Here is a 20,203-nt window from a genome sequence, read left to right on the forward strand (position 1 = left end):
AAGACGGGGCGGTGCCCGGCTATAGCCAATGGACCGCAATCACGTCATCAGCGCCAAGGACCTCTCGCGGGCGGACATCGAGACGGTCCTCGACCGCGCGACCGAGATAAAGCGCGACCCACCCTGTCGGGAGCGCCACGTCGACGACCTGCTCGCGCTCTGCTTTTTCGAGCCGAGCACGCGCACGCACATGAGTTTCGAGACCGCCATCAAGCGCCTCGGTGGGGATGCACTCGATATGGGTCCGGTCGAGGCCTCAAGCGCGACCAAAGGCGAGAGCCTCGCCGACACCGTACGCGTCGTCGAGGGCTACGCCGACGCGCTCGTGCTTCGCCACCCGAGCGAGGGTGCGGCGATGATGGCCAGCGAGTTCGTCGACGTCCCGCTCATCAACGCCGGCGATGGGGCCGGTCAGCACCCCACCCAGACCCTGCTCGACCTCTACACGATGCGCGAGGCGGCCGGCGGTCTCACGGACCTGACAGTCGGAATCATGGGCGATCTGAAGTATGGGAGAACCGTGCACTCGCTTGCCTACGCGCTCACGAAGTTCGATGCGCGCCAGCACTTCGTGAGTCCCGAGAGCCTCAGCCTCCCGCGCAGCGTTCGCTACGACCTCCACGAGTCGGGCGCGCGGCTCAAAGAACACACCGACCTCGATGCCGTCCTGGCGGAGTTGGACGTGCTCTACGTGACCCGCATCCAGCGCGAGCGCTTCCCCGACGAGAACGAGTACCGACAGGTCGCCGGCGAGTATCGCATCGACGCCGCCACCCTAGAGCAGGCGCGAGACGACTGTGTGGTGATGCATCCACTACCCCGGGTGGACGAAATCGCCCCCGATGTCGATGCGACCGAGCACGCGAACTACTTCGCACAGGCCCACAACGGGGTCCCGGTGCGGATGGCGCTGCTCGATTTGCTGCTCGATGGGGGTGAACGATGAGCGAACACGAACTCCGTATCAGCAAGATTCGAAACGGCACCGTCATCGACCACATCGCGGGCGGCCACGCACCCGACGTGCTCGCCATCCTCGGCATCGACAGCGCCACCGACGAGGTGGTGAGCGTCGGCATGAACGTCCCCTCCGACAGGCTCGGCTACAAGGACGTGGTGAAAATCGAGGGCCGCGAACTCAGCCAAGAGGAGGTCGAGGTCATATCGCTCATCGCTCCCGCCGCGAGCATCAACATCATCCGCGAGTACGACGTCGCCGAAAAACACCGCGTCGAGCGACCGTCGATGGTGGAGGGCGTCCTCTCGTGTCCGAATCGCAACTGCATCACCACCGAGGACGAACCCGTCGCCTCCCGCTTTGCAGTGCTTGAGAACGGCGTGCGCTGTGCGTACTGCGACACTATCATCCGGGAGGGCCTCACCGACCACATCAGTGTCTGAACGGGCTTGCAGCCCCCGACCGAACGCCGAAGTCGGGACCGTCGCTTGGTCGGTTCATGGCCGACCCCGGCGCACGCTTTGGCTTCGATTTCGTGACATCGCTCGTCGGTTCCGGACTCACCCTGTTGGTGTCGGCGGGCATCATGCTCTACGGCGACCGGGTGCGGTGGACGGCGACCGAACTCTACGCCATCGCGGCGGTGAGCTGCTCGCGTTCGGACTCGTCCTTGGTATCGTTTTCGTCGCCGCCGGCTGGAAGTGAGCGGAACGAACCGCTTACCCGCGCTCGCCACCCATCGTCGGTATGTTCGGGGTCGTCACGCGCAACGAGAAGGAACTCGACTGGCCGGAGTTCGACCGCGCGTTCTTCGAGGTGAAGTCGGTCAGCGGCCGGACGAACGAACCGGATGCCGAGGCGGTGAGCATGGTGTCTTGCCACGCCGACAACGCCATCGCCGAGGCCAATTCCGATGTGGTACCCGTGAACGAGGCGGGCGAGCCGGCGACCCGCGAGCGCCGATACTTCGACTGGGCGTACGTCTGTCCCACGCACCCGGGCTACCGTGAGGGCCTGCTCGAAACAATCGAGGACGCCGCCGCAATCAGTGGCGATGTCCGCCTCGACGACGTGGGCTTTCCCCGACCGGAGTACTGTTTCTGCGAGCGTTGCATGCAGGAGTTCGAGGAAAGCGAGTACGAAGACCGGTTCGCGTGGCGCACACACGTGATAACCGAATTCGTCGCCGATGCGGCCGAGCGGGTACCGGGCCGGCTGTATCTCACGCTCCACCCCGACCCGTACCCCGGCCACCTCGTCGAGCGTTCGGGCATCGACTGCGACGAACTCTCCGAGTACGTCGACGAGTTCGTCGTGCCGCTGTATGACATGGCCTACTCGACGACCTACTGGCTAGAGATCATCGCGAGCGGCTTTCTCGACGCGCTCGCCACGCCCTTCTCCATCGAACTCTACGCACCCGACATCGATGTCGACGATTTGATTCACGCCGCCGAGGTCGCCGACGCCTACGCCAAGGACGTGCTCTTCGGTTACGACGCCAGCACGGCCTGCGGGGCGATTCGGCGGATGAACGCCGAGCGCAACGAGGGACAGTCCTACGGCTGAAACAGGCGTGGCTCGCGGTAGGTTTTTACCCCCGGGTCGCCACTATGTAGGCGTGTCACGTGTCGATTCGGTCGTTGCGGCCATCGCCGGCGAGTCCCCGAGCGAAGCCGAAAACGACGCCGCCGCCGTCCTCAAGGGTGGCGTCATCGGCGCGATAGCCGGCGGTGCGGGCCTGCTCGTCATGTCCCCGATCCTCTGGGCCGGCGTCGCCCTCGGCGTCATCGACAGCGCTTCCTTCTCGGAACTCGCCTACCTCGGTCTCGGACGGGCGGAGAACGCACTGCTCGGCTACTTCATCTTCGCCGGCGGCGGCATGACGACGTGGCCGTTGCTCTTTGCCGTGCTCAACGACTACCTCCCCGGCCGGACGATGGTCCAGAGCGGGTTCGGCTTCGCCACCATCACGTGGACGGGCTTTCTTGTCGCCTTCTATACCAGTCAGACCGGGCTGGCGCTCGTGCTCTATCTCCTGTTGACGCTTTTGGCCCACTGGGCGTATGGGGTCGTGCTCGGTCTCGTGTTCGGACTCGTCGCCCGACGAACGAAGGTCCTGTTCGTCTCGACGAACACGATGAGCGTGAGCGAGGAGACCTGAAGACCGACTCCCGCACGGCGAAACACGGCGCTTTTATCCGCCCATCCGGTAGCGCGCCCATGAGCTACGAGGAAGACGACGAGGTAATCCTACACGACGAGCACAGCGAGTACGACGGCGAGACGGGGACGGTGACGCAGGTGATGGAGACGATGTTCGGCGACGCGACCTACACCGTGAGTTTCGAGGACGGACAGGAATCGGGCGTCCCCGAGGACTCCCTCGAAGCGCAGGAGTAAGGCGTTTGGTTTCCGAGCGCGTAGCGAACCCATGAGCGGCGTTCCCTTCCACTACATCGACCTGCGAACCTTCTGCTACGGGACCGAGGACGAGGCGCGCGTCGAGGGCGCGCTCAGAAACTTCCTCCCCGAGGAGTTCGAAATCGAGCGCATCGAAAACGAGGGCCACCACGGCGACCGCATCGTCGTGCTCTCCGCACGGGTGGAAAACGCCGACGACGTTCGTCACGTCCTCGACGAACTCGCCGCCATCGACCTCGACGAGATACGGACCGAACTCGAAGAGCGCGTCGACGAGAACTGCTCGCTGTTCCTCCGCCTCGACAAGCAGGCGGCCTATGGGGGGAGAGTCGAGCGTGGCCCGGGCCTCGAACTCCGCGCGAAGGTCGAGGCCTACCCCGCGAAGAAGGAGGCCGCCGTCGAGAACGCCGCCGCCGCGCTCGAATCACGGGCGTAACATGGACGCGTATGAAGGGGTTCGTCCGTATCCCGACGGCGAGAGCACCGCCGCACGGCTCGCGTTGACGGCGGCGGAGCAGGACTTTTCGGGCATCGTCGTCCGCAACGCGTCCACTGCGTTCGACGACGGGCCGAGCAGAGAGACCATCGCCGAGGAGTACGGCATCGACGTGGTGGATGCGGTCGAAGTCGGCGATGAACCCCCGTCGGCAGCGAGCGCGCGGGTCAAAGAGCGCCGCGAGGAGCACACGCTAGTGGTGGTTCGAGGGTCTGAATCGCTGAATCGCTTCGCCTGCGAGGAGCCGCGCGTCGATGTCCTCGCCCGGCCGATGGTCGACGGTGACGTCAATCACGTGCTCGCGCGTGCGGCGAAACGAAACGGCGTGCGCTTCGAGTTCGATTTCGGGCGCGTCCTGCGGGCGAGCGGCGGCCGGCGTGTCCAGGCGCTTTCCGACCTCCGGAAACTCCGTGAAATCGTCTCTCAGTACGACGCGCCCTACGTGGTGAGCGCTAGCCCCACGAGCCATCTCCAGGTGCGCGCACCGCGCGAACTGCTCGCCCTCGGCGAGGTGATTGGCTTCGAGCGGGAGGAAGTTGCAGCAGGACTCGCCGAGTGGGGCCGCCTCGCCGCCCGGAATCGTGAGCGCCTAAGCGAGTCGTTCATTGCGCCGGGCGTCCGCAGGGGCAGATATGAAGAAGACGATTGAGGAGCACGCCGCGCGCTTCGACGACTACGCCGCCGACTACGACGAGGACCAGAACAGTCCCGAATACCGTGCCTGCGCGTCGCTGGTCATCGAACACGCTACGCCCAGTCCCGACGACACCGTCCTCGACCTTGGCACCGGGACTGGAGCCATCGCGCTCGCGCTTGCGGGCGACGCCGAACGCGTCCTCGGCCGGGACATCTCGGATGGGATGATGGACGAAGCCCGGACGAAAGCCGCGGAAGCAGGTATCGAGAACGTCGCCTTCGGCGAGGGGAGTTTCCGCGAGCCGGCGGTCGACGAACCGGTCGATATCGTGGTCTCGAACTTCGCGATGCACCACCTCGGGAACGACGAGAAGCGCGAGGCAATCGAGACCATCGCCGCCCTCGGTCCCCGGAAGTTCGTACTGGGCGACGTGATGTTCTTCGACAAGCCGAACGCCGACGAGCCGTTTTACTCGCCCGAGGTCGACGACCCTGCCACGGTGGGAGCACTCGCGGATGCGCTGACGAATGCGGGCTTCTCACTCACCGCGGTCGAGCGCGTCCACGAACAGGTCGGGGTGCTGGTCGCCGAGCGCGCCGACGACGACAGCGATGGGACAGGCGAACGGGAATGAAACACCTCCCGAAACACCTCCGGCCGCGCCGACGGTATCTCGCGGTCGGAATCGAGTCGTGGCCCGATAGCGATTTCGGCAAGCGTGACTTCCAACGCGAGTGCTGGTACGCCGCTCAGAACCTGTTGGGCGACCCCGGTAGCGCCGACGCTGACCTCAGGGTCATCGACTTCGAGATGGACGACGCCGCGGGGATGGCCATCGTCCGGGTACGGCACGGAGAGGTCGAGCGCGCGCGGGCGGCGCTCGCCTGTATCGACGCCGTTGGGGACGCACCGGTCGGCCTCCGCGTGCTGGGCGTGAGCGGGACGGTGCGTGCCTGTGAGGAAAGGTATAAAGGTCGTGCGACCCGAGAATTCGCCGAGAGAAACGTCGCGTTCGCGGACGCACGACGGCCCGCGGCCGTGCGGGGCGACCGGGTCGACGCAGACTCCGAGAGTGGGTTCGTGGGGGCGACAGCACTCGATATCTAAAACTATGCAGGGACAAGCCCAACAGCAGGCCTACGACCGCGGAATCACCATCTTCTCGCCGGACGGGCGACTGTACCAGGTCGAGTACGCCCGCGAGGCCGTCAAGCGCGGCACCGCGAGCATCGGCGTCAAGACCGACGACGGCGTCGTCTTCGCCGTCGACAAGCGCTTCCGCTCGCCGCTGATGGAGCGCGAAAGCGTCGAGAAGATGCACAAGGCCGACGACCACATCGGCATCGCTTCGGCCGGACACGTCGCCGACGCCCGCCAGCTCATCGACTTCGCGCGCCGACAGGCCCAGGTCGAACAGCTCAGATACGGCGAACCCATCGGCGTCGAGACCGTCACCAAGGAGGTCACCGACCACATCCAGCAGTATACCCAGGTCGGCGGCGCACGCCCCTTCGGTGTGGCGCTCATCATCGGCGGCATCGAGGACGGCGAGCCGCGACTGTTCGAGACCGATCCTTCAGGTACGTCCTCGGAGTGGCAGGCGCTCGCCATCGGCTCCGGCCGCAGCGAGATGATCGATTACTTGGAGGAGAACTATCAGGAATCGATGGACATTCAGGGTGGTATCGGACTCGCCCTCAAGACGCTCGCCGAATCCGTCGATGGCGGTCTCACGCCGGAAGGCATCGGCGTCGCAACCATCGATGTCGAGACCGAGCGGTTCGAGGAGCTTCCGAACGACGAACTCGATTCGTATCTCGACGAGTACGACCTCTTCGAAGCCGACGAGATGGACGAACCCGAGGAGTAACGTTACAGGAACTCGCGCGATTTTCGCCGATGGGAAACGACTTGTAGCTTCAACCCCCACGACAGGGCATGATATCGCTTGACGAGGCGGTGACAGCACGCCTCGAATCACACGGGGCGCGCTTCGAGGTGCTCGTCGACCCCGATGCGGCGCTGGCCATCGACCGCGGCGAGTTCGAGGGTGAGTTGGAGGACGTCATCGCCGCCGAGGACGTCTTCGAGGACGCCTCGCGTGGCGACCGCCCCGCCGAAGCCGACATCGAGGAGGTGTTCGGGACGACCGACCCCCTCGAAATCATCCCCGAGGTCATCCGCGAGGGTGAGATCCAGATCACCGCCGAGCAGCGCCGCGAGATGCAAGACCAGAAGCGCAAACAGCTCATCAACACCATCGCGCGCAACGCGGTCAACCCCCAGATGGACGGTGCACCCCACCCGCCGGACCGCATCGAATCCGCGCTGGACGAGACGGATTTCCGCATCGACGCGATGGAGCCGGTCGAGAGCCAGATCGACGACGCGCTCGACGCGCTTCGTCCGGTGATTCCCATCCGGTTTGAGGAGGTGACGATGGCCGCCCAGATCCCCGCCGAGCACGCCGGCAGCGCACAGGCCCAAATCAGGCAGTTCGGCGACCTCATCAGGGAAGAGTGGCAGAACGATGGTTCGTGGATCGGCGTCGTCGAGTTCCCGGCCGGCCTGCAAAACGACTTCTACGAACTCGTCAGCGAACAGTCAGAAGGCGAGGGCGAGACGAAGAAAGTCCGGGACGAAGAGGACATCCGCACCCGGTGAACCGGCCACCGAAGGCAGCACGCTCTTGTCGGTGCCGCGTGAGAAATCGTCATGTCGAACCAAACGGTAGCGACGAACAGCGTTGAAGCGTCGGGCCGACCCCGAACTGTCGGCTAATGGCGCGACGCTCGTGGATTTGCCTGCTGGCCGTCATCGCCCTCATCGCCCTCCTCACGAGCAGTGGCTGTCTCGCCGCCGACCCGGCCGTCGAGATGAACACGACGGATTCCGTGGTGTTCGCGGGTGTATCCACGAGCGGGTCGGTAGCGATCGGACAGGTTAACGCGAAGGTGAGCCTCACGCCGAACGCGACGACCGACGAGGGCGTCAATCGGCTTCTCGTCATCGCTCCGAGTGGCGAGACGTTTCATCGAACCGCGCTCGACAGCGGGCAATCGACCGCTACCATCCTCCTGCCGCCGGATGAGTCCGCGACCGTTGTTGCCGTCAATACCGTCAACGGAACGGTCGTCGAAACACGCAACGCGACGGTTACCAGCGATTCGCTGGTCTGAGCCACATACACAACAACCATGAACAAACTCTCGAAATGGGTTCTCATCGACGGCAATCGATTGCTCGTCTCGGCGCTGCTCGTCTCGATGAGCTTTCTGATCACGCTCTGGCTGACACAGCTCGGACTCATCACGTTCCAGCCGGCGAGTGCGGTCTCGTCGATGTTCAGTAGTGGCGTCGTCTCCGGGATATTCTCACTCGTCACGATTACGCTCACCGTGAACCAACTGGTACTCTCGCGGGTGTTCGGGACGGTGAACGACCTCACCGACCGCCTCGACGGCACGCGCGAGTTCCGGCGGACGGTCGAGGGCATCGCGGGGCGGGCGACAAGCCCGAACGACCCGGCGGCGTTCCTCGCGCTCATCGGCGAGACGCTCGGCAAGCGAGCGCGGGCGTTCGAGGAGCATGACAGTATGGAAACGACCGAAGAAATCGACGACTATCTCTCGGGCATTCACTCATACGCCGAGCGTCTCGAAGGGGTCGGGGGCACCGAGGACACGATGGAAATCGTCTCGACGCTCCTCGGTCCGGCCTACGCACAGCGCCTGACCGAAACGGACGCCATCCGCAGGACACACGACGACCGGGCGACCGAGGAACTCGACGCGGTGGCGGAGTTGCTGGAAGCGGTCGCGGTCGCCCGGCAGTTCTTCAAGACGATTGCCATCCAGCAGGACCTCGCACAGCTCTCACGGCGACTGGCCTATCTCGGAATTCCCATCCTGCTCGTCGCGTTCTACGCCACGACCGTCTACACGACCGTTCCGAGCGCGACGGTCGCCCAGCCGCTGTTGCCCGTGGTCATCAGCGCCGCCATCGCCATCGTGTTGCTACCGCTTGCGATTTTGCTCAGCTACATGCTCAGGCTCGCCACCATCGCCCGCTATACGGTCTCGGTCGGCCCGTTCGTCCCACCCGAAGAACGGACCTAACGGCGAGGCGGCAACCGTTCGGCCAGCATCGGACCCGGGATTGAAGGGGGTTGCTGCCGTAGTTCGGGCTGATCGACGCCATGCGTCGAGCCAGCACATGAAGGTCATCATCGCAAAACGGGTCGATGCGGGTAGCGCCGACACGGACGAGATAGCCGACCTCGCGGCGGCGGCCGGCCACACGGTCGTCGGCACGCTCACCCAGACCAGAACCGAGGACGCCGCCCTCCACCTCGGCGAGGGAAAGGTCGACGAACTCGCGGCGCTCGTCCGCGATCAGGGGGCAGCGGCGGTGATTTTCGACAACCGGCTCGGTCCCTACCAGATATACAACCTCGGCGGGCGTCTGCCGGACGACACCGAAGTGTTGGACCGCTTTCGGCTGATCCTCGAAATCTTTGGCCAGCGCGCCGAAACCAAGAAGGCCCAGTTGCAGGTCGAACTCGCCGAACTCAGGTACGAACTGCCGCGCGCGGAGGCGAAGACGAGCCTCGCAAAGCGCGACGAACGCCCGGGGTTCATGGGACTCGGCGAGTACGACGAATCACGCGAGCAGGACATCAAGGCACAGATCAGCGCGATTCGTGACGAACTCGAAGGGATAGAGGAGACCGAACAGCACCGCCGCGAACAGCGCCGCGAATCCGGCTTCGATTTGGTGGCGCTGGCGGGCTACACCAACGCCGGAAAATCGACCCTGCTGCGCCAGCTCGCGGCCGATGTCGATATCGACGAGAACGAGGGGCTTCACCCGGACCTCGATTCGACGGCCGAGTCAGAAAACCGGCTGTTCACCACTCTGGGAACGACCACGCGCCGGGCGGCGATGGACAGGCCTGTGCTCGTGACCGACACGGTGGGGTTCATCGCCGACCTCCCCCACTGGCTGGTCGAATCGTTCAAGTCGACGCTCGATTCGGTCTATCGCGCCGACCTCGTTCTCTTGGTGGTCGATGCGAGCGAGTCGGTCGAAGCGATGCGTGAGAAGCTCGTCACCGCCCACGACACGCTCTACGAGCGCAACGAGGCCCCCATCGTCACCGTCCTCAACAAGACCGACCTCGTAAGCGACGAGGAGTTGGCCGAAAAGCGCGAGGCGCTATCGGCGCTCGCGCCGAACCCCGCTCCGATCAGCGCCGCCGAGGGCGACGACGTCGGGGCGCTGCTCGAACGCATCGAGGACGAACTGCCGGCGTACGAGCGCGAACGCCTCGTGTTACCGATGGACGACGGGACGATGAGCCTCGTGTCGTGGATTCACGACCACGCCCGCGTCGAGGACGTCTCCTACGGCGAACAGGTCACGGTCACGTTCGCCGCACGCCCGGCGGTCGTCGAGCAGAGCCGGGATCGTGCCGCGAACCTCACGGTGCCGGTCGAGTCATAGCTCGCGCTTTTCCTTTGCGACCACTCGGACCCCTTCGATTTCGGTATCGGGATACTGGCCATCCCTGTCCTTCTCGGCGGCCTTCGTCATGTCCCAGACGATGTTCAGCCCGGTCGTCACACCCTGGAGGGCTTCCATCTCGCAGCCCGTTTTCCCGGTGGTCTCGACCGCTACCGTGAGTGTCACGCGGTCGTCGTCGATGGCGAAGTCGGTTTCTACGTTCGTGATGGGAATCCCATGGCAGAGTGGAATCGTCTCCCACGTGTGTTTGACGGCCCCTATCGCGCCGAGCCGGGCGGTCGTGAGGACATCGCCCTTCTCGATGTCGTCCTCGCGGATGGCATCAACCGTCGAGTCCCGCAGTCGAATCGTCCCGCGAGCGACCGCCCGGCGTGCGCTGTCGGGTTTCGCGCCGACGTCGACCATCTGTGCGTCACCCTCGGGTGTGGTATGGGTCAGTTCGCTCGGTTCGTCGCTCATCCATCCCCCTCCATCGCCTGCGGAATGCTGTCGAGCAGTTCGGAGGCGAGCAGCCCGCTTTCGGGGAGCCGCTCGGCCGCCCGACCGTTGACATAGGGCGCGACGCTGGCCGCATCGAACGGCTCTCGTGTTGCGAGCAGCGCGGCCACAACGCCAGCAAGCACGTCGCCAGTCCCGCCGACGGTCATCCCGGGCGTACCCGCACGACAGATGCGTGTTCGCTCGCCGTCGGTTATCACGTCGTCCTTCGCTTTCGCCAGCACGACGTGGCCCACTTCGGCAGCGAAGTCCTCGATGTCGTCGGCGTGCTCGCGGAGCTTGTTGACATCCGGCCCGCCCATCGCGGCGAGTTCCTTTCGGTTGGGCGTGCAGACGAGCGTCGCATCCGTCTCGACCTCCGGGACCGCAGCGAGCGCGTCGGCATCGACGACCGCCCGGCCGTCGAACTCGCTCAGGAACTGTATGACGGCCTCGTGAGTTTCGTCTGCACTGCCGAGACCCGGCCCGAGCACCACGATGTCGTCGTGCTCGGTGGCGGTTTCGACCAGTCCATCGACCTCGTCGGGAGTGAGGCGGTCTGCGTCGTAGGGCTGGACGATGAGGTCCTCGGCGTAGCCGGCAATCGGCTCGAACACGCGCTCGGGCACCGAGACGAACGCGAGGTCCGCGCCCGCCCGGAGGGAGGCCTGTGCGGCGAGCGCCGGCGCACCAGTATAGGGACCGCCGCCGACGACGAGCACGCGCCCGGCATCGCCCTTCTCGCCGTGCGGGTCGCGCTCGACGGCGAGGTCACCCGGACCGACGAAGCGCTCGGCTGCCCGCGGAATCCCGATATCGGCGACCCGCACGTGGCTATCGAGCGCGTCGAGACCGGGTTTCGTGTCGTGGAAGGTGACGACGTGGTCGGCGTCGACCGCTCCCTGGGTCCCCTCGCCAGTGTCCGCGTCGACGCCGGAGGGAACGTCGACCGAGAGGACGGTCGCATCCGCGTCGTTCATCGCGCGCGCGGCCGTGGCTTCCGGTTCGCGGAGGTCGCCCGTGATGCCCGTGCCGAGCATCGCATCCACGACGATATCGGGGTCGCCGAGGTCGAGGTTCCGGGAGTCGCGCACTTGCTCGATGTCGTACTCGCCTTCTTCGAGCGCCGTCCAGTTCTCGTGGGCGATGTCGGTCGTGATGGTTGCGGCGCGACCGAGGAGCAGAGTCCGGGTATCGTACTCGTCGAGGAAGCGCGCGGCGACGAACGCGTCGCCACCGTTGTTGCCCCGGCCGGCGACGATTGTCACGCGCGCGCCCGGTTCGGCGAGGTCCCGGACCGTACCGGCGACGGCGTTGCCGCTCGATTCCATCAGCTGTTTTCGAGGGACGCCGAGTGCTGCGGCGTTCTCGTCGACGGCGGCCATCCGGTCGGTGTCTATCATAGGAGTGCATCGACCGCCAGCGAATTAAGCACCCGGGCTACCGGCGAACCTCGAACCCCGACAGCCCCTCGGGGTCGCCGTATTCGGCGTCGACGCTCTCGACCTCGGCGGCGGGGCTGCCGCTGTGACACCACTCGACCAGCCGCTCGACGCTTTCCTCCTCGCCCTCGAAGACCGCTTCGACGCGGCCGTCGTCCAAGTTCTTCACCCAGCCATCGACGCCCGCCTCGCGGGCGGTGTCGCGGGTGTTCGCACGATAGGAGACACCTTGGACACGACCGGTAACGAACACGTGTGCGCGAGTGTCGTTCACGGAGTCGGTTTTCGGGCGACCGACAAAAGCGATTGGGCCGCAGCGAACGCTTCGGGCGAGCGCTACTCGGTCCCGCCCCGCAGATAGTGAAACACGTAGGTCTGGACGTAGCCCGCGAACTCGCTGCCGAAACGCTCGCGGATGGCCCGCGAGGTAGCGGCATACGAATCGTGGTCACAATCGGGGTAATGCTCGGCAATCGCCCCGCGAATCCACGTATCGAGCGGGACGGCTTCGAGATAGTCGAGCGCGAACAGCAGGACGCAGTCGGCGACTTTGTTCCCGACGCCCATGAACTGCTTGAGATATTCGCGGGCCTCCTCGAAGACCATCCCGCGGGCCGATTCCGGGTGTGCCTCGCCGCCCGCGACGAGTTCGGCCGTCCGCTCGACGTACGGTGCCCGGTAGCCGAGCGAACAGTCACGTAACTCCGCCTCGGTGGCTGCGGCCAACTGCACAGGTGTCGGGAAGGCGTGGTAGGTCTTCCCGCCGAATTCGATGGTCGAACCGAACTCGCGGGCGAGCGCGCGCTGCATCCCGTGGATGCGCGCGACGCGCATTTGTGCCGAACAGATGAACGAAACGAGCGAGACGAACGGCGGGTCACGGACCAGTCGCAAGCCCGAATACGTGTCGAACGCGCGCTCGATGAGTGGTTCGTTCGGTACCGACTCGCGGATGGCGTCGAGGTCGTCGTCGAGTCTCAGGAGGTGAGTGAGCAACTCCGTCGCCTCGGTCGTCGCCTCCCAGTCGAGTCGCCCGTCGACCTGCCGGGTGCGGATGACTTCGCGCTCGCCGGTGACCGTCGCCGGGAGCACCGTCACGTACCATGCCGACCCGCCGACGGCCGATGGCTTGTCGTACATCCGGCCGTCGGCGCGATGCCACGCGTAGGTCTGGCCGCTTTCGAGCGTGGCCTGCAAATCGAACCCGCCCGCCAACGAATCGACGGCGATGCTGCCGGTCTCCATCGGTATGGTGGAGGGGTGGGCGGTGGTTGGCCCTTTCGACTCCGCCGGACCCAACGTTGATACTGACAGCCGATGAACGGACCACATGGACTGTCGAGTCGTCGTCGAGGCCGCCGTACCCGTCTACGATGTCGAGACGCCCGACGAGGCCGTGCGCATCGCCATCTCGAAGACCGGCGGAATGCTCAACCCGGACCTGAGCTACGTCGAAATCGAAATGGGGTCGCGCACCTCGCCCGCCGGCGAGGAGCTGGAGCCGGCGTTCATCGTCGCCGACGAGGCGCTCGTCGCGCTTGAACTCGAAATGACCGTCTTCAGCGTCGAGCGCGAGGAACACGCCGCCCGCATCGCACGCAAGGAGATCGGCCAGCGCCTCGAAAACATCCCGCTCGACGTCCTCGAAATCGAGGTCCTCGAAAGCGACGACGATTCGACCGAGGACGGGAGCGATGACGACGATACCACCACCGACGAGGGCGACGCCGGGGAGGACGAGGAGCTGCTGCCGGAGTTCGAAGAGCTGCTCGAAGAGTGAGCGGCCGCGGCGCTACGGGAAGTATTGGCTGAAGAATACCGCTGCTGTGTCGTCGTCCGTCTCAGTCGGCCGCGGCCGGAACCGTCTCGCTTTCGGTGCGTCGCATATCGGTGGTAATACCGTCGGCGAGTGCGAAAACGGCGGCCTTGTGGTCGGTTTTCGACTGATGAATCGATGTCGGGCGGACGCCGAGCGATTCGTACGATTCGTACTCGGCGGACTTCCCGGTCCGCGCTTCGTGATGTTTACGTACCTCTGCAAGCAGGCCGTGGAGGTGGATAAGCTCCTGCTTTTTCATGGGCACTTGTCCCTAATGACTGGAGGATATTAGTAGTATCCTGACCCTCGTTAACATACGGAGCCGAAAAGAGCCGCCAATAGCGTCGTTCTCGGCAATAATTGTCATCGACGATACTGTGGTTCGTCTCGCTGACTGCCCGACTACTGGAACTGTTTGAACGCGTTGAGGTCGCGGTCAGTCCTCATGAATTCGCTGATGCGATAGCTCGCGTGACAGTTCGGACAGTGAAACGTCGACCCGTCCGCCGGAAGCTCGCGTGGCGTCTCACGCCAATGTTTGGCACACTCCGGACACAACAGTTGGACGGCTGCTTCGTCCATGTCACCGTTCAACACGCGAGGAGTACAAAAAGGTTCGCGTCGGTCAGGCGGCCATCACGTCGCCTTCGGCTTCGAGCAGTTCCTTGTAGCGATTGCGGATGGTGACCTCCGAGATGTCCGCGACCTCGCTGACCGCGCCCTGCGTGACCTTCTCGTTGGTGAGTAGCGCGGCGGCGTAGACCGCGGCAGCGGCCAGCCCGACGGGACTTTTGCCGCTGATGATGCCCTCGTCCTTGGCGGTTTCGAGGAGCTGTCTGGCACGCCGTTCGGCCTCCTCGGAGAGGTCGAGGTCCGAGGCGAACCGCGGCACGTAGCTCGCGGGGTCGGCCGGCTGAATCTCTAGGCCCAACTCCCGCACCACGTAGCGGTAGGTCCGGGTGAGTTCCATCTTCCCGACCCGCGAGACGGTGGCGATTTCGTCGAGGCTGCGTGGCGTGCCGGCCTGTCGGGCCGCCGCGTACAGCGCCGAGGTCGAGACGCCCTCGATGCTTCGTCCGGGCAGGAGGTCCTCGTCGAGCGCGCGGCGGTAGATGACGCTTGCCGTCTCGCGCACACTATCAGGAAGCCCGAGTGCGCTCGCCATGCGGTCGATTTCGCCGAGGGCTTGCTTCAGGTTGCGCTCCTTCGAGTCGCGGGTGCGGAAGCGCTCGTTCCACGTACGCAGGCGCTGCATCTTCTGGCGCTGGCGGCTCGACAGCGCGTTGCCGTAGGCGTCCTTGTTCTGCCAGCCGATGTTCGTCGACAGCCCCTTGTCATGCATCATGTTCGTCGTCGGTGCGCCCACACGCGATTTCTGGTCGCGCTCGGCGCTGTCGAAGGCGCGCCACTCGGGACCGCGGTCGATCTCGTCGGTCTCGACGACCAGTCCGCAGTTCGTACAGACCGTCTCGCCGTGCTCGCTGTCGGCAGCCAGCCGGCCGCCACACTCGGGACAGACGAGCTCGTCCTCGCTGGCTTCCTCTTCGACCTCGGTCTCTTCGGCTCGTTCGCGCTCGTTGACGCGGGTTGTTGAATCACTCATTGGTGGATTGATTCGGATGCGGTCGGCTGCTGGGGATTGTTCGCGACTGCTCCCAGAACTCGGTATCTGACCGAACGTTAGCCCGTAAACTACTTAAAGCTACCGATTACTGCCCAGGGAAATCGTGCGTCTCGGCGTCTCTACCGGCCGTTCGTGTGGAAGGGGTTAAACCACCGTTTATCGATGTGTTTTTCCGGGTGAGTGGGGCCATATCGCGGTCCACGGCGTCCATCCGTGTTCGACCCACTGTAGTGGCTTGCTTGCCAGTTCTTGCTCCCCATGTGGTCCCCCGTCCCGCTGCGCTCGTCTCAGTCCAGAACCATGCGGTTCGTCGTTCCGGCCCGTTGGCTCATACTGTCGGATAGAAATGCGTGAAGATCAGGTTTCGGGAATCCACGACAACGAGAGAACTTTCGTGTAGCGGGTTCTCGATCAGTTCTGTCCGACAGTATCAATCCCACGTCACCCACGTGAGGAAGGCGATGCCGCCGAACTCGAAGACCCGCAGCGCGAGCATCGCCTGCTGAGCGATAAGCGGAACGAGCTGTGGGTTCGTCACCCAGAGGGTGAGGGTGTCGTGGAAGACGAAGAAGTATATCGCCAGCGCGTTCTCCGCGAACAGCAAGACGGCAAAGACCAGTAGCCCGAGCGTGTGCTTCGAGCGGAACTGGAGGAAGTTCCGGCCCCAGACGTAGCCGAGTCCGAGGAGCAAGAGCACGTTCAGCGCGCTGAAGGCGCGCATGGCGTCTATCAGAACGGCCATCTACCTCCACCTACCCTACTCGCGTGCATATACTCTTTCCCAAATCGGACCATACTCAGTTCACCTGTTCGATGATCTGCTCTATCGTCTCCCAGTGATGGCGCGCCTGCTCGGTCGGGAGATACACCGCACCGTAGTCGTCGCCACTGTTTTCGAGGACGTCGTTGTCCTCCAGAACGTCGAGATGGTGGCGAACGGTCTTGTAATCGAGGTCCAACTCCTCGGCGAGGCGGTTGGCGTTCCGTGGCCGTTCGTCGAGCGCTTGGAGGATACGCACGCGGTTCGTGCCGCCGCGGGTGCCGGTCAGCACGTACCACAGAACGGCCTCCATCGACGGAGACTGACACACCCACCCCTTGTAAGCGCACCGACCGCGCTCGTCTTCAGACGGTGAAGAGGTCACCCTCGTCGGGCACCGAGAACAGCCCGATGCGCGCGCCGGCATCGAGCCACGCGTGGCCGTAGGAAAACGCCGCGAGCGCGTTCACCAGGTCGTCGTCGGCACGAAAGTGTCTCCCATCCTCCAGATACGAGCGGGCCATCTCCTCGTAGTCGGCGGCGGATTCGGCAAGCGGTGTCCCCGCCGGCGGTGCAATCGTCGCCGCGTCGAGCGCTTCGGCGAGCAGTCGTTCGTATCGGTCCGTCTTCTCCGCGAGGTCTACAGGCATGGGAGGAAGACGGGAGCGGGGACCTAAACCTTCTCGCGACAGCACAAGGTAGTTATTCGCGGGCGGTCAACCGTGTGTATGAACGAGGAGACGGAACCGGTCCACCGCCGGCTCGTCATCACGGGATCGGGAATCGCGGGATTGACCGCGGCCATCTACGCCGGGCGGGCGAACAACGACCCGCTGGTCCTCGAAGGGGCCGAACCGGGCGGCCAGCTCACGCTCACGACCGACGTGGCCAACTACCCGGGCTTTCCCGAGGGTATCGGCGGTCCCGAACTCATCAACGAGATGAAAGAGCAGGCCGAACGCTTCGGAGCCGACATCGAACACGGCGTCGTCGAATCCATCGATGATTCCGAGCGCCCGTTCGAACTCGCCCTCGCAAGCGGCGAGCGCTACACTGCGGATGCGGTCATCGTCGCCAGCGGCGCGAGCGCCAGGACTCTTGGGGTACCCGGCGAGGACGAACTGATGGGGTATGGCGTCTCGACGTGTGCGACCTGTGACGGGGCCTTCTTCCGCGACGAGGAGATGCTCGTCGTCGGCGGCGGCGACGCCGCGATGGAGGAGGCGACGTTCCTGACGAAGTTCGCTTCCAAGGTATACGTCGTCCACCGCCGTGAGGAGTTCCGTGCCGAGGATTACTGGGTCGACCGTCTCGAAGAACACGTCAAAGCCGGCGATATCGAGGTGATGACGAACACCGAACTGCTCGAAATCCACGGCTCGCCCGAGGAGGGTGTCGAGGACGTGGCGCTCGTCACCAATCCCGAGGGGCACCCGAGCGAGAAACTCGACGACTCCCGTACCGAGGAGTTCGACTTCGATGTCGGGGCCGTGTTCCTCGCCATCGGCCACACGCCGAACACCGAGTACCTGCGCGGGACGGACGTCGAGATGGATTCGGCAGGCTACCTCGCCACCGCCGGCGGCGCGGGTGGCGGCCAAACTCGCACGGGCGTCCCCGGAATCTTCGGCGCTGGCGACGTGGTCGACTATCACTACCAGCAGGCCGTCACAGCGGGGGGGATGGGCTGTAAGGCCGCCATCGACGCCGACGCCTATCTCGAAACCCACGCGGACGAAGAGCGGACGGCACCGCTGGCCGAGTCCGACGACTGATTATTCGACCGCATACCGACAGAGCACGCCGTCGTCGACGCGCTCGATGTCTTCGAGGTCGAGCTGTGGAAATTCGTCGACGAATCCCGCACCGTCGGCGAGCGTCGGCGCGTCACGGCCACCGATGAGAACCGGACCGACGAACACCGTGAGTTCGTCGACAAGGCTCTCCTCGAAGGCCGAAAACAGCACCTCGCCGCCGCCCTCGACGAGCAGCCGGTCGATTCCCTCGGCTTCGAGTGCGGTGAACGCCTCCGAGAGGGCGACCCGCTCGTCGCCGGCGTCGACGAGTCGTGCGCCGGCTTCCCGGAGGGCTTCGCACCTGTCGGCGGGTGCTGTATCGCCGACCAGCACGTAGCTCGCGGCCGCATCGTCGAGCACGCGGCTGTCCGGTGGCGTGCGGGCGCGCGTGTCGGCGACCACCCGTGCGGGATGGGGCGACTTGCCCTTTTCGCGCCGGTCGGCACGCAGGTCGGGGTCCTCGACGGTGAGGTGTGGGTCGTCAGCCAATACCGTTCCGCTGCCGACGAGTACCGCATCGCAGGACGCGCGGAGGGCATCGACGCGCGCGAAGTCCTCCGGGCCGCTGATGACGACCTGCTCGCGCCGGCGTGAGGAGAGCTTGCCGTCGGCGCTGGTCGCCGCGTTGGCCACGACGTGCATGGGGGCAGTAATCGGGACCCGCGAAAACCGCTTTCGGTGGCGGCGCGAACGACAGAATGCGGCGGGTAGCTGAATCGGCGACCGCCGAAAATGTACCCCCGACGATGCTGGATGAATGGTGAAAGCGTAAATACGGCCGCGACGTCGTGCCCAACGAGACAGCATGCCAGGGATGTCTCGGCGAGCGGCGCTCAAAGCGCTCGGAGTGGTCGGTGTTGGCTCCGGGGTAGCCTACGGCGCGCTCAGGATGAACGCCACGGAGGAGACCACGAGCGACGCGAACGAAACGCCGACGGCCACTACCACGACGGACCGACCGACGCCGACTGCATCACCGACCGCGACGCCGACGCCATCGACGTGGCGGCTCGAACGGTTGAGTCAGACACAGCTCTCCTCGTCGGTCGGCGGGTTCGCCGAAGGCTCCATCCGCCCTGACGGGCGCTACGCCGCCGTCGGTACCCGGTTTTCGGGTACCGGGAGCTACCTCGTTGACCTGCGCGACCCGAGCGCTCCCGAACTCGTTCATCACCTCCCGGCCGACGAGGGCGCGGTGACGTGTCTCGACGTCAAATTCGGCCCGCAGAAGGGACTGTACTGCCGGAGCAACCATCCGGCCGGCGATTCGGGCGTCCAGGTCGTCGACTATGGGTTCGCCGAGGGGACGCCCGAATCACCGCAGGTCATCGGCGCACTCAACTCCGGCGGGACGCACAACCTGTTCGTCCATCCGACCGCGTCCGTGGTCTATACGGTGAACTACAGCGACGACCCCGATACCGGCGGCATCGACGTCTGGGACGTTTCGACGCTGCGCTCGCCGCGACAGCGCGGCACCGCCGGTCCGCCCGGCTTGGCACACGACGTGGTCTACGACCCGAAACGGAAGCTGCTTCACTGTGCGTATATGGGCGAGATGGTCGACGGCTACGTGGTTCTCGACGCGAGTGACCCGTTCGACACCGCGGAGGTCGGCCGGTTCGAATACGCCGACAAGCCCTCCTACGCCGACAGCGAGGTCGGCGAGGAGGCGTTCGGGAACTGTCACTACGCCTTCCCCGACCCGCGTCGTGACCTCGTGGTCGTCGGCGACGAGCGCTCCTATGGTACTCCGGGTGGCAAGCACGTCTTCGACATCGGCTGGCGCGATGGCTCGCTTTCCGACCCCATCCCGGTGGGGTTCACCCAGTCGCCGAACGCCGAGGTCATGAACTCCGGCGGCGAGGGCGACACCGACCAGACCGAGCGCTTCGACTGGACCGGCCACCAGTTCGATATCGTTCCGCTGGACGAAGCCACGCTGGTCGTGAGCGGCGACTGGCACGAGGGCACAGTCCTCTACGACATCACCGACCCGACGAACCCCCATCCAATCGATACGCACGAGACGGACGCACCGGCGGTCGAAAACCCGAGCGAGCAGTTACAGGTGTTCGGCGACCCGCCGATGGCCTACAGCGCCGAGTACAACCGCGAGCAGGGGTTCGCCCTGACGAGCGACCTCTTCACCGGGGTCTACACCTACCGCATCGACGGTGTCACGGGAAGCGAAACACCGAGGACGTCGAACACGGCCGAAAGCGGCTGACGGTGGGCACGAAC

General features: G+C 65.1%; 28 protein-coding genes. 17 read left to right on the top strand and 11 right to left on the bottom strand.

Features of this window, described 5'->3' with window-relative positions; genetic code table 11:
* Positions 1–28 precede the first annotated feature (28 nt).
* The 14 genes from pyrB (at position 29) to hflX (ending at position 10,020) form a co-directional block, all read left to right on the top strand.
* A complete protein-coding gene (pyrB, locus tag ACQUQO_RS03955) occupies positions 29–946 on the top strand; it encodes an aspartate carbamoyltransferase (protein ID WP_435076653.1) in 918 nt (305 codons plus the stop codon).
* Positions 943–1,401, top strand: a complete 459-nt coding sequence (pyrI, locus tag ACQUQO_RS03960; protein WP_435076654.1) for an aspartate carbamoyltransferase regulatory subunit — start codon at positions 943–945, stop codon at positions 1,399–1,401. The genes pyrB and pyrI overlap by 4 nt, the downstream gene beginning before the upstream one ends.
* A gap of 304 nt (positions 1,402–1,705) precedes the next feature.
* On the top strand, positions 1,706–2,527 hold the full coding sequence (locus ACQUQO_RS03965) for a hypothetical protein (RefSeq protein WP_435076655.1): 822 nt from the start codon (positions 1,706–1,708) through the stop codon (positions 2,525–2,527).
* Positions 2,528–2,579: 52 nt separating this feature from the next.
* Positions 2,580–3,122 carry a DUF6789 family protein gene (locus tag ACQUQO_RS03970; RefSeq protein ID WP_435076656.1) on the top strand — a complete coding sequence of 181 codons (543 nt, stop codon included), beginning with the start codon at positions 2,580–2,582 and terminating at the stop codon, positions 3,120–3,122.
* Positions 3,123–3,181: 59 nt separating this feature from the next.
* Positions 3,182–3,361 carry a DUF1918 domain-containing protein gene (locus ACQUQO_RS03975; protein ID WP_435076657.1) on the top strand — a complete coding sequence of 60 codons (180 nt, stop codon included), beginning with the start codon at positions 3,182–3,184 and terminating at the stop codon, positions 3,359–3,361.
* Positions 3,362–3,392: 31 nt separating this feature from the next.
* The gene (locus tag ACQUQO_RS03980; protein ID WP_435076658.1) at positions 3,393–3,818 is read left to right on the top strand and encodes an RNA-binding protein; all 426 of its coding nucleotides are present in this window, start codon (positions 3,393–3,395) and stop codon (positions 3,816–3,818) included.
* Between the two features lies 1 nt (position 3,819).
* A complete protein-coding gene (locus tag ACQUQO_RS03985) occupies positions 3,820–4,527 on the top strand; it encodes an RNase P subunit p30 family protein (RefSeq protein ID WP_435076659.1) in 708 nt (235 codons plus the stop codon).
* A complete protein-coding gene (locus ACQUQO_RS03990) occupies positions 4,511–5,149 on the top strand; it encodes a class I SAM-dependent methyltransferase (RefSeq protein ID WP_435076660.1) in 639 nt (212 codons plus the stop codon). Before ACQUQO_RS03985 ends, ACQUQO_RS03990 begins: the two co-directional genes overlap by 17 nt.
* On the top strand, positions 5,146–5,622 hold the full coding sequence (locus ACQUQO_RS03995) for an Rpp14/Pop5 family protein (RefSeq protein WP_435076661.1): 477 nt from the start codon (positions 5,146–5,148) through the stop codon (positions 5,620–5,622). Before ACQUQO_RS03990 ends, ACQUQO_RS03995 begins: the two co-directional genes overlap by 4 nt.
* 4 nt (positions 5,623–5,626) lie before the next feature.
* Positions 5,627–6,385 carry an archaeal proteasome endopeptidase complex subunit alpha gene (gene psmA, locus ACQUQO_RS04000; protein ID WP_435076662.1) on the top strand — a complete coding sequence of 253 codons (759 nt, stop codon included), beginning with the start codon at positions 5,627–5,629 and terminating at the stop codon, positions 6,383–6,385.
* Between the two features lie 68 nt (positions 6,386–6,453).
* The gene (locus ACQUQO_RS04005; protein WP_435076663.1) at positions 6,454–7,179 is read left to right on the top strand and encodes a ribosome assembly factor SBDS; all 726 of its coding nucleotides are present in this window, start codon (positions 6,454–6,456) and stop codon (positions 7,177–7,179) included.
* A 116-nt stretch (positions 7,180–7,295) separates the two neighbouring features.
* Positions 7,296–7,694, top strand: a complete 399-nt coding sequence (locus ACQUQO_RS04010; protein WP_435076664.1) for a hypothetical protein — start codon at positions 7,296–7,298, stop codon at positions 7,692–7,694.
* Positions 7,695–7,712: 18 nt separating this feature from the next.
* The gene (locus ACQUQO_RS04015) at positions 7,713–8,633 is read left to right on the top strand and encodes a hypothetical protein (RefSeq protein ID WP_435076665.1); all 921 of its coding nucleotides are present in this window, start codon (positions 7,713–7,715) and stop codon (positions 8,631–8,633) included.
* A 97-nt stretch (positions 8,634–8,730) separates the two neighbouring features.
* Positions 8,731–10,020, top strand: a complete 1,290-nt coding sequence (gene hflX, locus ACQUQO_RS04020; protein WP_435076666.1) for a GTPase HflX — start codon at positions 8,731–8,733, stop codon at positions 10,018–10,020.
* Here the strand turns inward: hflX and moaC are convergent.
* From moaC to ACQUQO_RS04040, 4 genes are all read right to left on the bottom strand, one after another.
* The gene (gene moaC, locus ACQUQO_RS04025) at positions 10,015–10,500 is read right to left on the bottom strand and encodes a cyclic pyranopterin monophosphate synthase MoaC (RefSeq protein ID WP_435076667.1); all 486 of its coding nucleotides are present in this window, start codon (positions 10,498–10,500) and stop codon (positions 10,015–10,017) included. The genes hflX and moaC overlap by 6 nt on opposite strands.
* The gene (locus ACQUQO_RS04030; protein ID WP_435076668.1) at positions 10,497–11,921 is read right to left on the bottom strand and encodes an NAD(P)H-hydrate dehydratase; all 1,425 of its coding nucleotides are present in this window, start codon (positions 11,919–11,921) and stop codon (positions 10,497–10,499) included. Before ACQUQO_RS04030 ends, moaC begins: the two co-directional genes overlap by 4 nt.
* A 37-nt stretch (positions 11,922–11,958) precedes the next feature.
* Complete coding sequence (locus tag ACQUQO_RS04035; protein WP_435076669.1) at positions 11,959–12,234, bottom strand: acylphosphatase; 276 nt, start codon at positions 12,232–12,234, stop codon at positions 11,959–11,961.
* A gap of 62 nt (positions 12,235–12,296) precedes the next feature.
* Positions 12,297–13,205, bottom strand: coding sequence for a DNA-3-methyladenine glycosylase family protein (locus ACQUQO_RS04040; protein ID WP_435076670.1), 909 nt, complete (start codon positions 13,203–13,205; stop codon positions 12,297–12,299).
* A gap of 85 nt (positions 13,206–13,290) precedes the next feature.
* Here ACQUQO_RS04040 and ACQUQO_RS04045 point away from each other — a divergent pair, with 85 nt between their 5' ends.
* The gene (locus tag ACQUQO_RS04045; protein WP_435076671.1) at positions 13,291–13,740 is read left to right on the top strand and encodes a DUF555 domain-containing protein; all 450 of its coding nucleotides are present in this window, start codon (positions 13,291–13,293) and stop codon (positions 13,738–13,740) included.
* Positions 13,741–13,801: 61 nt separating this feature from the next.
* Here the strand turns inward: ACQUQO_RS04045 and ACQUQO_RS04050 are convergent, their stop codons facing one another.
* The 6 genes from ACQUQO_RS04050 to ACQUQO_RS04075 form a co-directional block, all read right to left on the bottom strand.
* Positions 13,802–14,038 (bottom strand): UPF0058 family protein, encoded by a 237-nt coding sequence (locus tag ACQUQO_RS04050; protein WP_435076672.1) that lies wholly within the window; start codon positions 14,036–14,038, stop codon positions 13,802–13,804.
* Positions 14,039–14,181: 143 nt separating this feature from the next.
* Positions 14,182–14,361 carry a hypothetical protein gene (locus tag ACQUQO_RS04055; RefSeq protein WP_435076673.1) on the bottom strand — a complete coding sequence of 60 codons (180 nt, stop codon included), beginning with the start codon at positions 14,359–14,361 and terminating at the stop codon, positions 14,182–14,184.
* 43 nt (positions 14,362–14,404) lie between these two features.
* Positions 14,405–15,382, bottom strand: coding sequence for a transcription initiation factor IIB (locus tag ACQUQO_RS04060; RefSeq protein WP_435076674.1), 978 nt, complete (start codon positions 15,380–15,382; stop codon positions 14,405–14,407).
* A gap of 451 nt (positions 15,383–15,833) precedes the next feature.
* Positions 15,834–16,145, bottom strand: coding sequence for a hypothetical protein (locus ACQUQO_RS04065; protein WP_435076675.1), 312 nt, complete (start codon positions 16,143–16,145; stop codon positions 15,834–15,836).
* 55 nt (positions 16,146–16,200) lie between these two features.
* A complete protein-coding gene (locus ACQUQO_RS04070; RefSeq protein ID WP_435076676.1) occupies positions 16,201–16,476 on the bottom strand; it encodes an ArsR/SmtB family transcription factor in 276 nt (91 codons plus the stop codon).
* Between the two features lie 52 nt (positions 16,477–16,528).
* Positions 16,529–16,813, bottom strand: coding sequence for a DUF357 domain-containing protein (locus ACQUQO_RS04075; RefSeq protein ID WP_435076677.1), 285 nt, complete (start codon positions 16,811–16,813; stop codon positions 16,529–16,531).
* Positions 16,814–16,891: 78 nt separating this feature from the next.
* Between ACQUQO_RS04075 and ACQUQO_RS04080 the strand changes: the two genes are divergently transcribed.
* Positions 16,892–17,938: an NAD(P)/FAD-dependent oxidoreductase gene (locus tag ACQUQO_RS04080; protein ID WP_435076678.1), complete on the top strand. Its 1,047-nt coding sequence runs from the start codon at positions 16,892–16,894 to the stop codon at positions 17,936–17,938.
* Here the strand turns inward: ACQUQO_RS04080 and ACQUQO_RS04085 are convergent, their stop codons facing one another.
* Positions 17,939–18,601, bottom strand: coding sequence for a 2,5-diamino-6-(ribosylamino)-4(3H)-pyrimidinone 5'-phosphate reductase (locus ACQUQO_RS04085; protein WP_435076679.1), 663 nt, complete (start codon positions 18,599–18,601; stop codon positions 17,939–17,941).
* A 172-nt stretch (positions 18,602–18,773) separates the two neighbouring features.
* Here ACQUQO_RS04085 and ACQUQO_RS04090 point away from each other — a divergent pair, with 172 nt between their 5' ends.
* A complete protein-coding gene (locus ACQUQO_RS04090) occupies positions 18,774–20,189 on the top strand; it encodes an LVIVD repeat-containing protein (RefSeq protein WP_435076680.1) in 1,416 nt (471 codons plus the stop codon).
* The last annotated feature ends 14 nt before the right edge of the window (positions 20,190–20,203 follow it).

It is taken from the genome of Halococcus sp. AFM35 (assembly GCF_051195015.1).
Taxonomy (GTDB): Archaea; Halobacteriota; Halobacteria; order Halobacteriales; family Halococcaceae; genus Halococcus.

Coding starts and splice junctions, on each gene's coding strand:
- pyrB (WP_435076653.1), top strand. CDS start 29: ATGGACCGCAATCACGTCATCAGCGCCAAGGACCTCTCGCGGGCGGAC.
- pyrI (WP_435076654.1), top strand. CDS start 943: ATGAGCGAACACGAACTCCGTATCAGCAAGATTCGAAACGGCACCGTC.
- ACQUQO_RS03965 (WP_435076655.1), top strand. CDS start 1,706: ATGTTCGGGGTCGTCACGCGCAACGAGAAGGAACTCGACTGGCCGGAG.
- ACQUQO_RS03975 (WP_435076657.1), top strand. CDS start 3,182: ATGAGCTACGAGGAAGACGACGAGGTAATCCTACACGACGAGCACAGC.
- ACQUQO_RS03980 (WP_435076658.1), top strand. CDS start 3,393: ATGAGCGGCGTTCCCTTCCACTACATCGACCTGCGAACCTTCTGCTAC.
- ACQUQO_RS03985 (WP_435076659.1), top strand. CDS start 3,820: ATGGACGCGTATGAAGGGGTTCGTCCGTATCCCGACGGCGAGAGCACC.
- ACQUQO_RS03990 (WP_435076660.1), top strand. CDS start 4,511: ATGAAGAAGACGATTGAGGAGCACGCCGCGCGCTTCGACGACTACGCC.
- ACQUQO_RS03995 (WP_435076661.1), top strand. CDS start 5,146: ATGAAACACCTCCCGAAACACCTCCGGCCGCGCCGACGGTATCTCGCG.
- psmA (WP_435076662.1), top strand. CDS start 5,627: ATGCAGGGACAAGCCCAACAGCAGGCCTACGACCGCGGAATCACCATC.
- ACQUQO_RS04005 (WP_435076663.1), top strand. CDS start 6,454: ATGATATCGCTTGACGAGGCGGTGACAGCACGCCTCGAATCACACGGG.
- ACQUQO_RS04010 (WP_435076664.1), top strand. CDS start 7,296: ATGGCGCGACGCTCGTGGATTTGCCTGCTGGCCGTCATCGCCCTCATC.
- ACQUQO_RS04015 (WP_435076665.1), top strand. CDS start 7,713: ATGAACAAACTCTCGAAATGGGTTCTCATCGACGGCAATCGATTGCTC.
- hflX (WP_435076666.1), top strand. CDS start 8,731: ATGAAGGTCATCATCGCAAAACGGGTCGATGCGGGTAGCGCCGACACG.
- moaC (WP_435076667.1), bottom strand. CDS start 10,500: ATGAGCGACGAACCGAGCGAACTGACCCATACCACACCCGAGGGTGAC.
- ACQUQO_RS04030 (WP_435076668.1), bottom strand. CDS start 11,921: ATGATAGACACCGACCGGATGGCCGCCGTCGACGAGAACGCCGCAGCA.
- ACQUQO_RS04040 (WP_435076670.1), bottom strand. CDS start 13,205: ATGGAGACCGGCAGCATCGCCGTCGATTCGTTGGCGGGCGGGTTCGAT.
- ACQUQO_RS04045 (WP_435076671.1), top strand. CDS start 13,291: ATGGACTGTCGAGTCGTCGTCGAGGCCGCCGTACCCGTCTACGATGTC.
- ACQUQO_RS04050 (WP_435076672.1), bottom strand. CDS start 14,038: ATGAAAAAGCAGGAGCTTATCCACCTCCACGGCCTGCTTGCAGAGGTA.
- ACQUQO_RS04055 (WP_435076673.1), bottom strand. CDS start 14,361: ATGGACGAAGCAGCCGTCCAACTGTTGTGTCCGGAGTGTGCCAAACAT.
- ACQUQO_RS04060 (WP_435076674.1), bottom strand. CDS start 15,382: ATGAGTGATTCAACAACCCGCGTCAACGAGCGCGAACGAGCCGAAGAG.
- ACQUQO_RS04065 (WP_435076675.1), bottom strand. CDS start 16,145: ATGGCCGTTCTGATAGACGCCATGCGCGCCTTCAGCGCGCTGAACGTG.
- ACQUQO_RS04070 (WP_435076676.1), bottom strand. CDS start 16,476: ATGGAGGCCGTTCTGTGGTACGTGCTGACCGGCACCCGCGGCGGCACG.
- ACQUQO_RS04075 (WP_435076677.1), bottom strand. CDS start 16,813: ATGCCTGTAGACCTCGCGGAGAAGACGGACCGATACGAACGACTGCTC.
- ACQUQO_RS04080 (WP_435076678.1), top strand. CDS start 16,892: ATGAACGAGGAGACGGAACCGGTCCACCGCCGGCTCGTCATCACGGGA.
- ACQUQO_RS04085 (WP_435076679.1), bottom strand. CDS start 18,601: ATGCACGTCGTGGCCAACGCGGCGACCAGCGCCGACGGCAAGCTCTCC.
- ACQUQO_RS04090 (WP_435076680.1), top strand. CDS start 18,774: ATGTCTCGGCGAGCGGCGCTCAAAGCGCTCGGAGTGGTCGGTGTTGGC.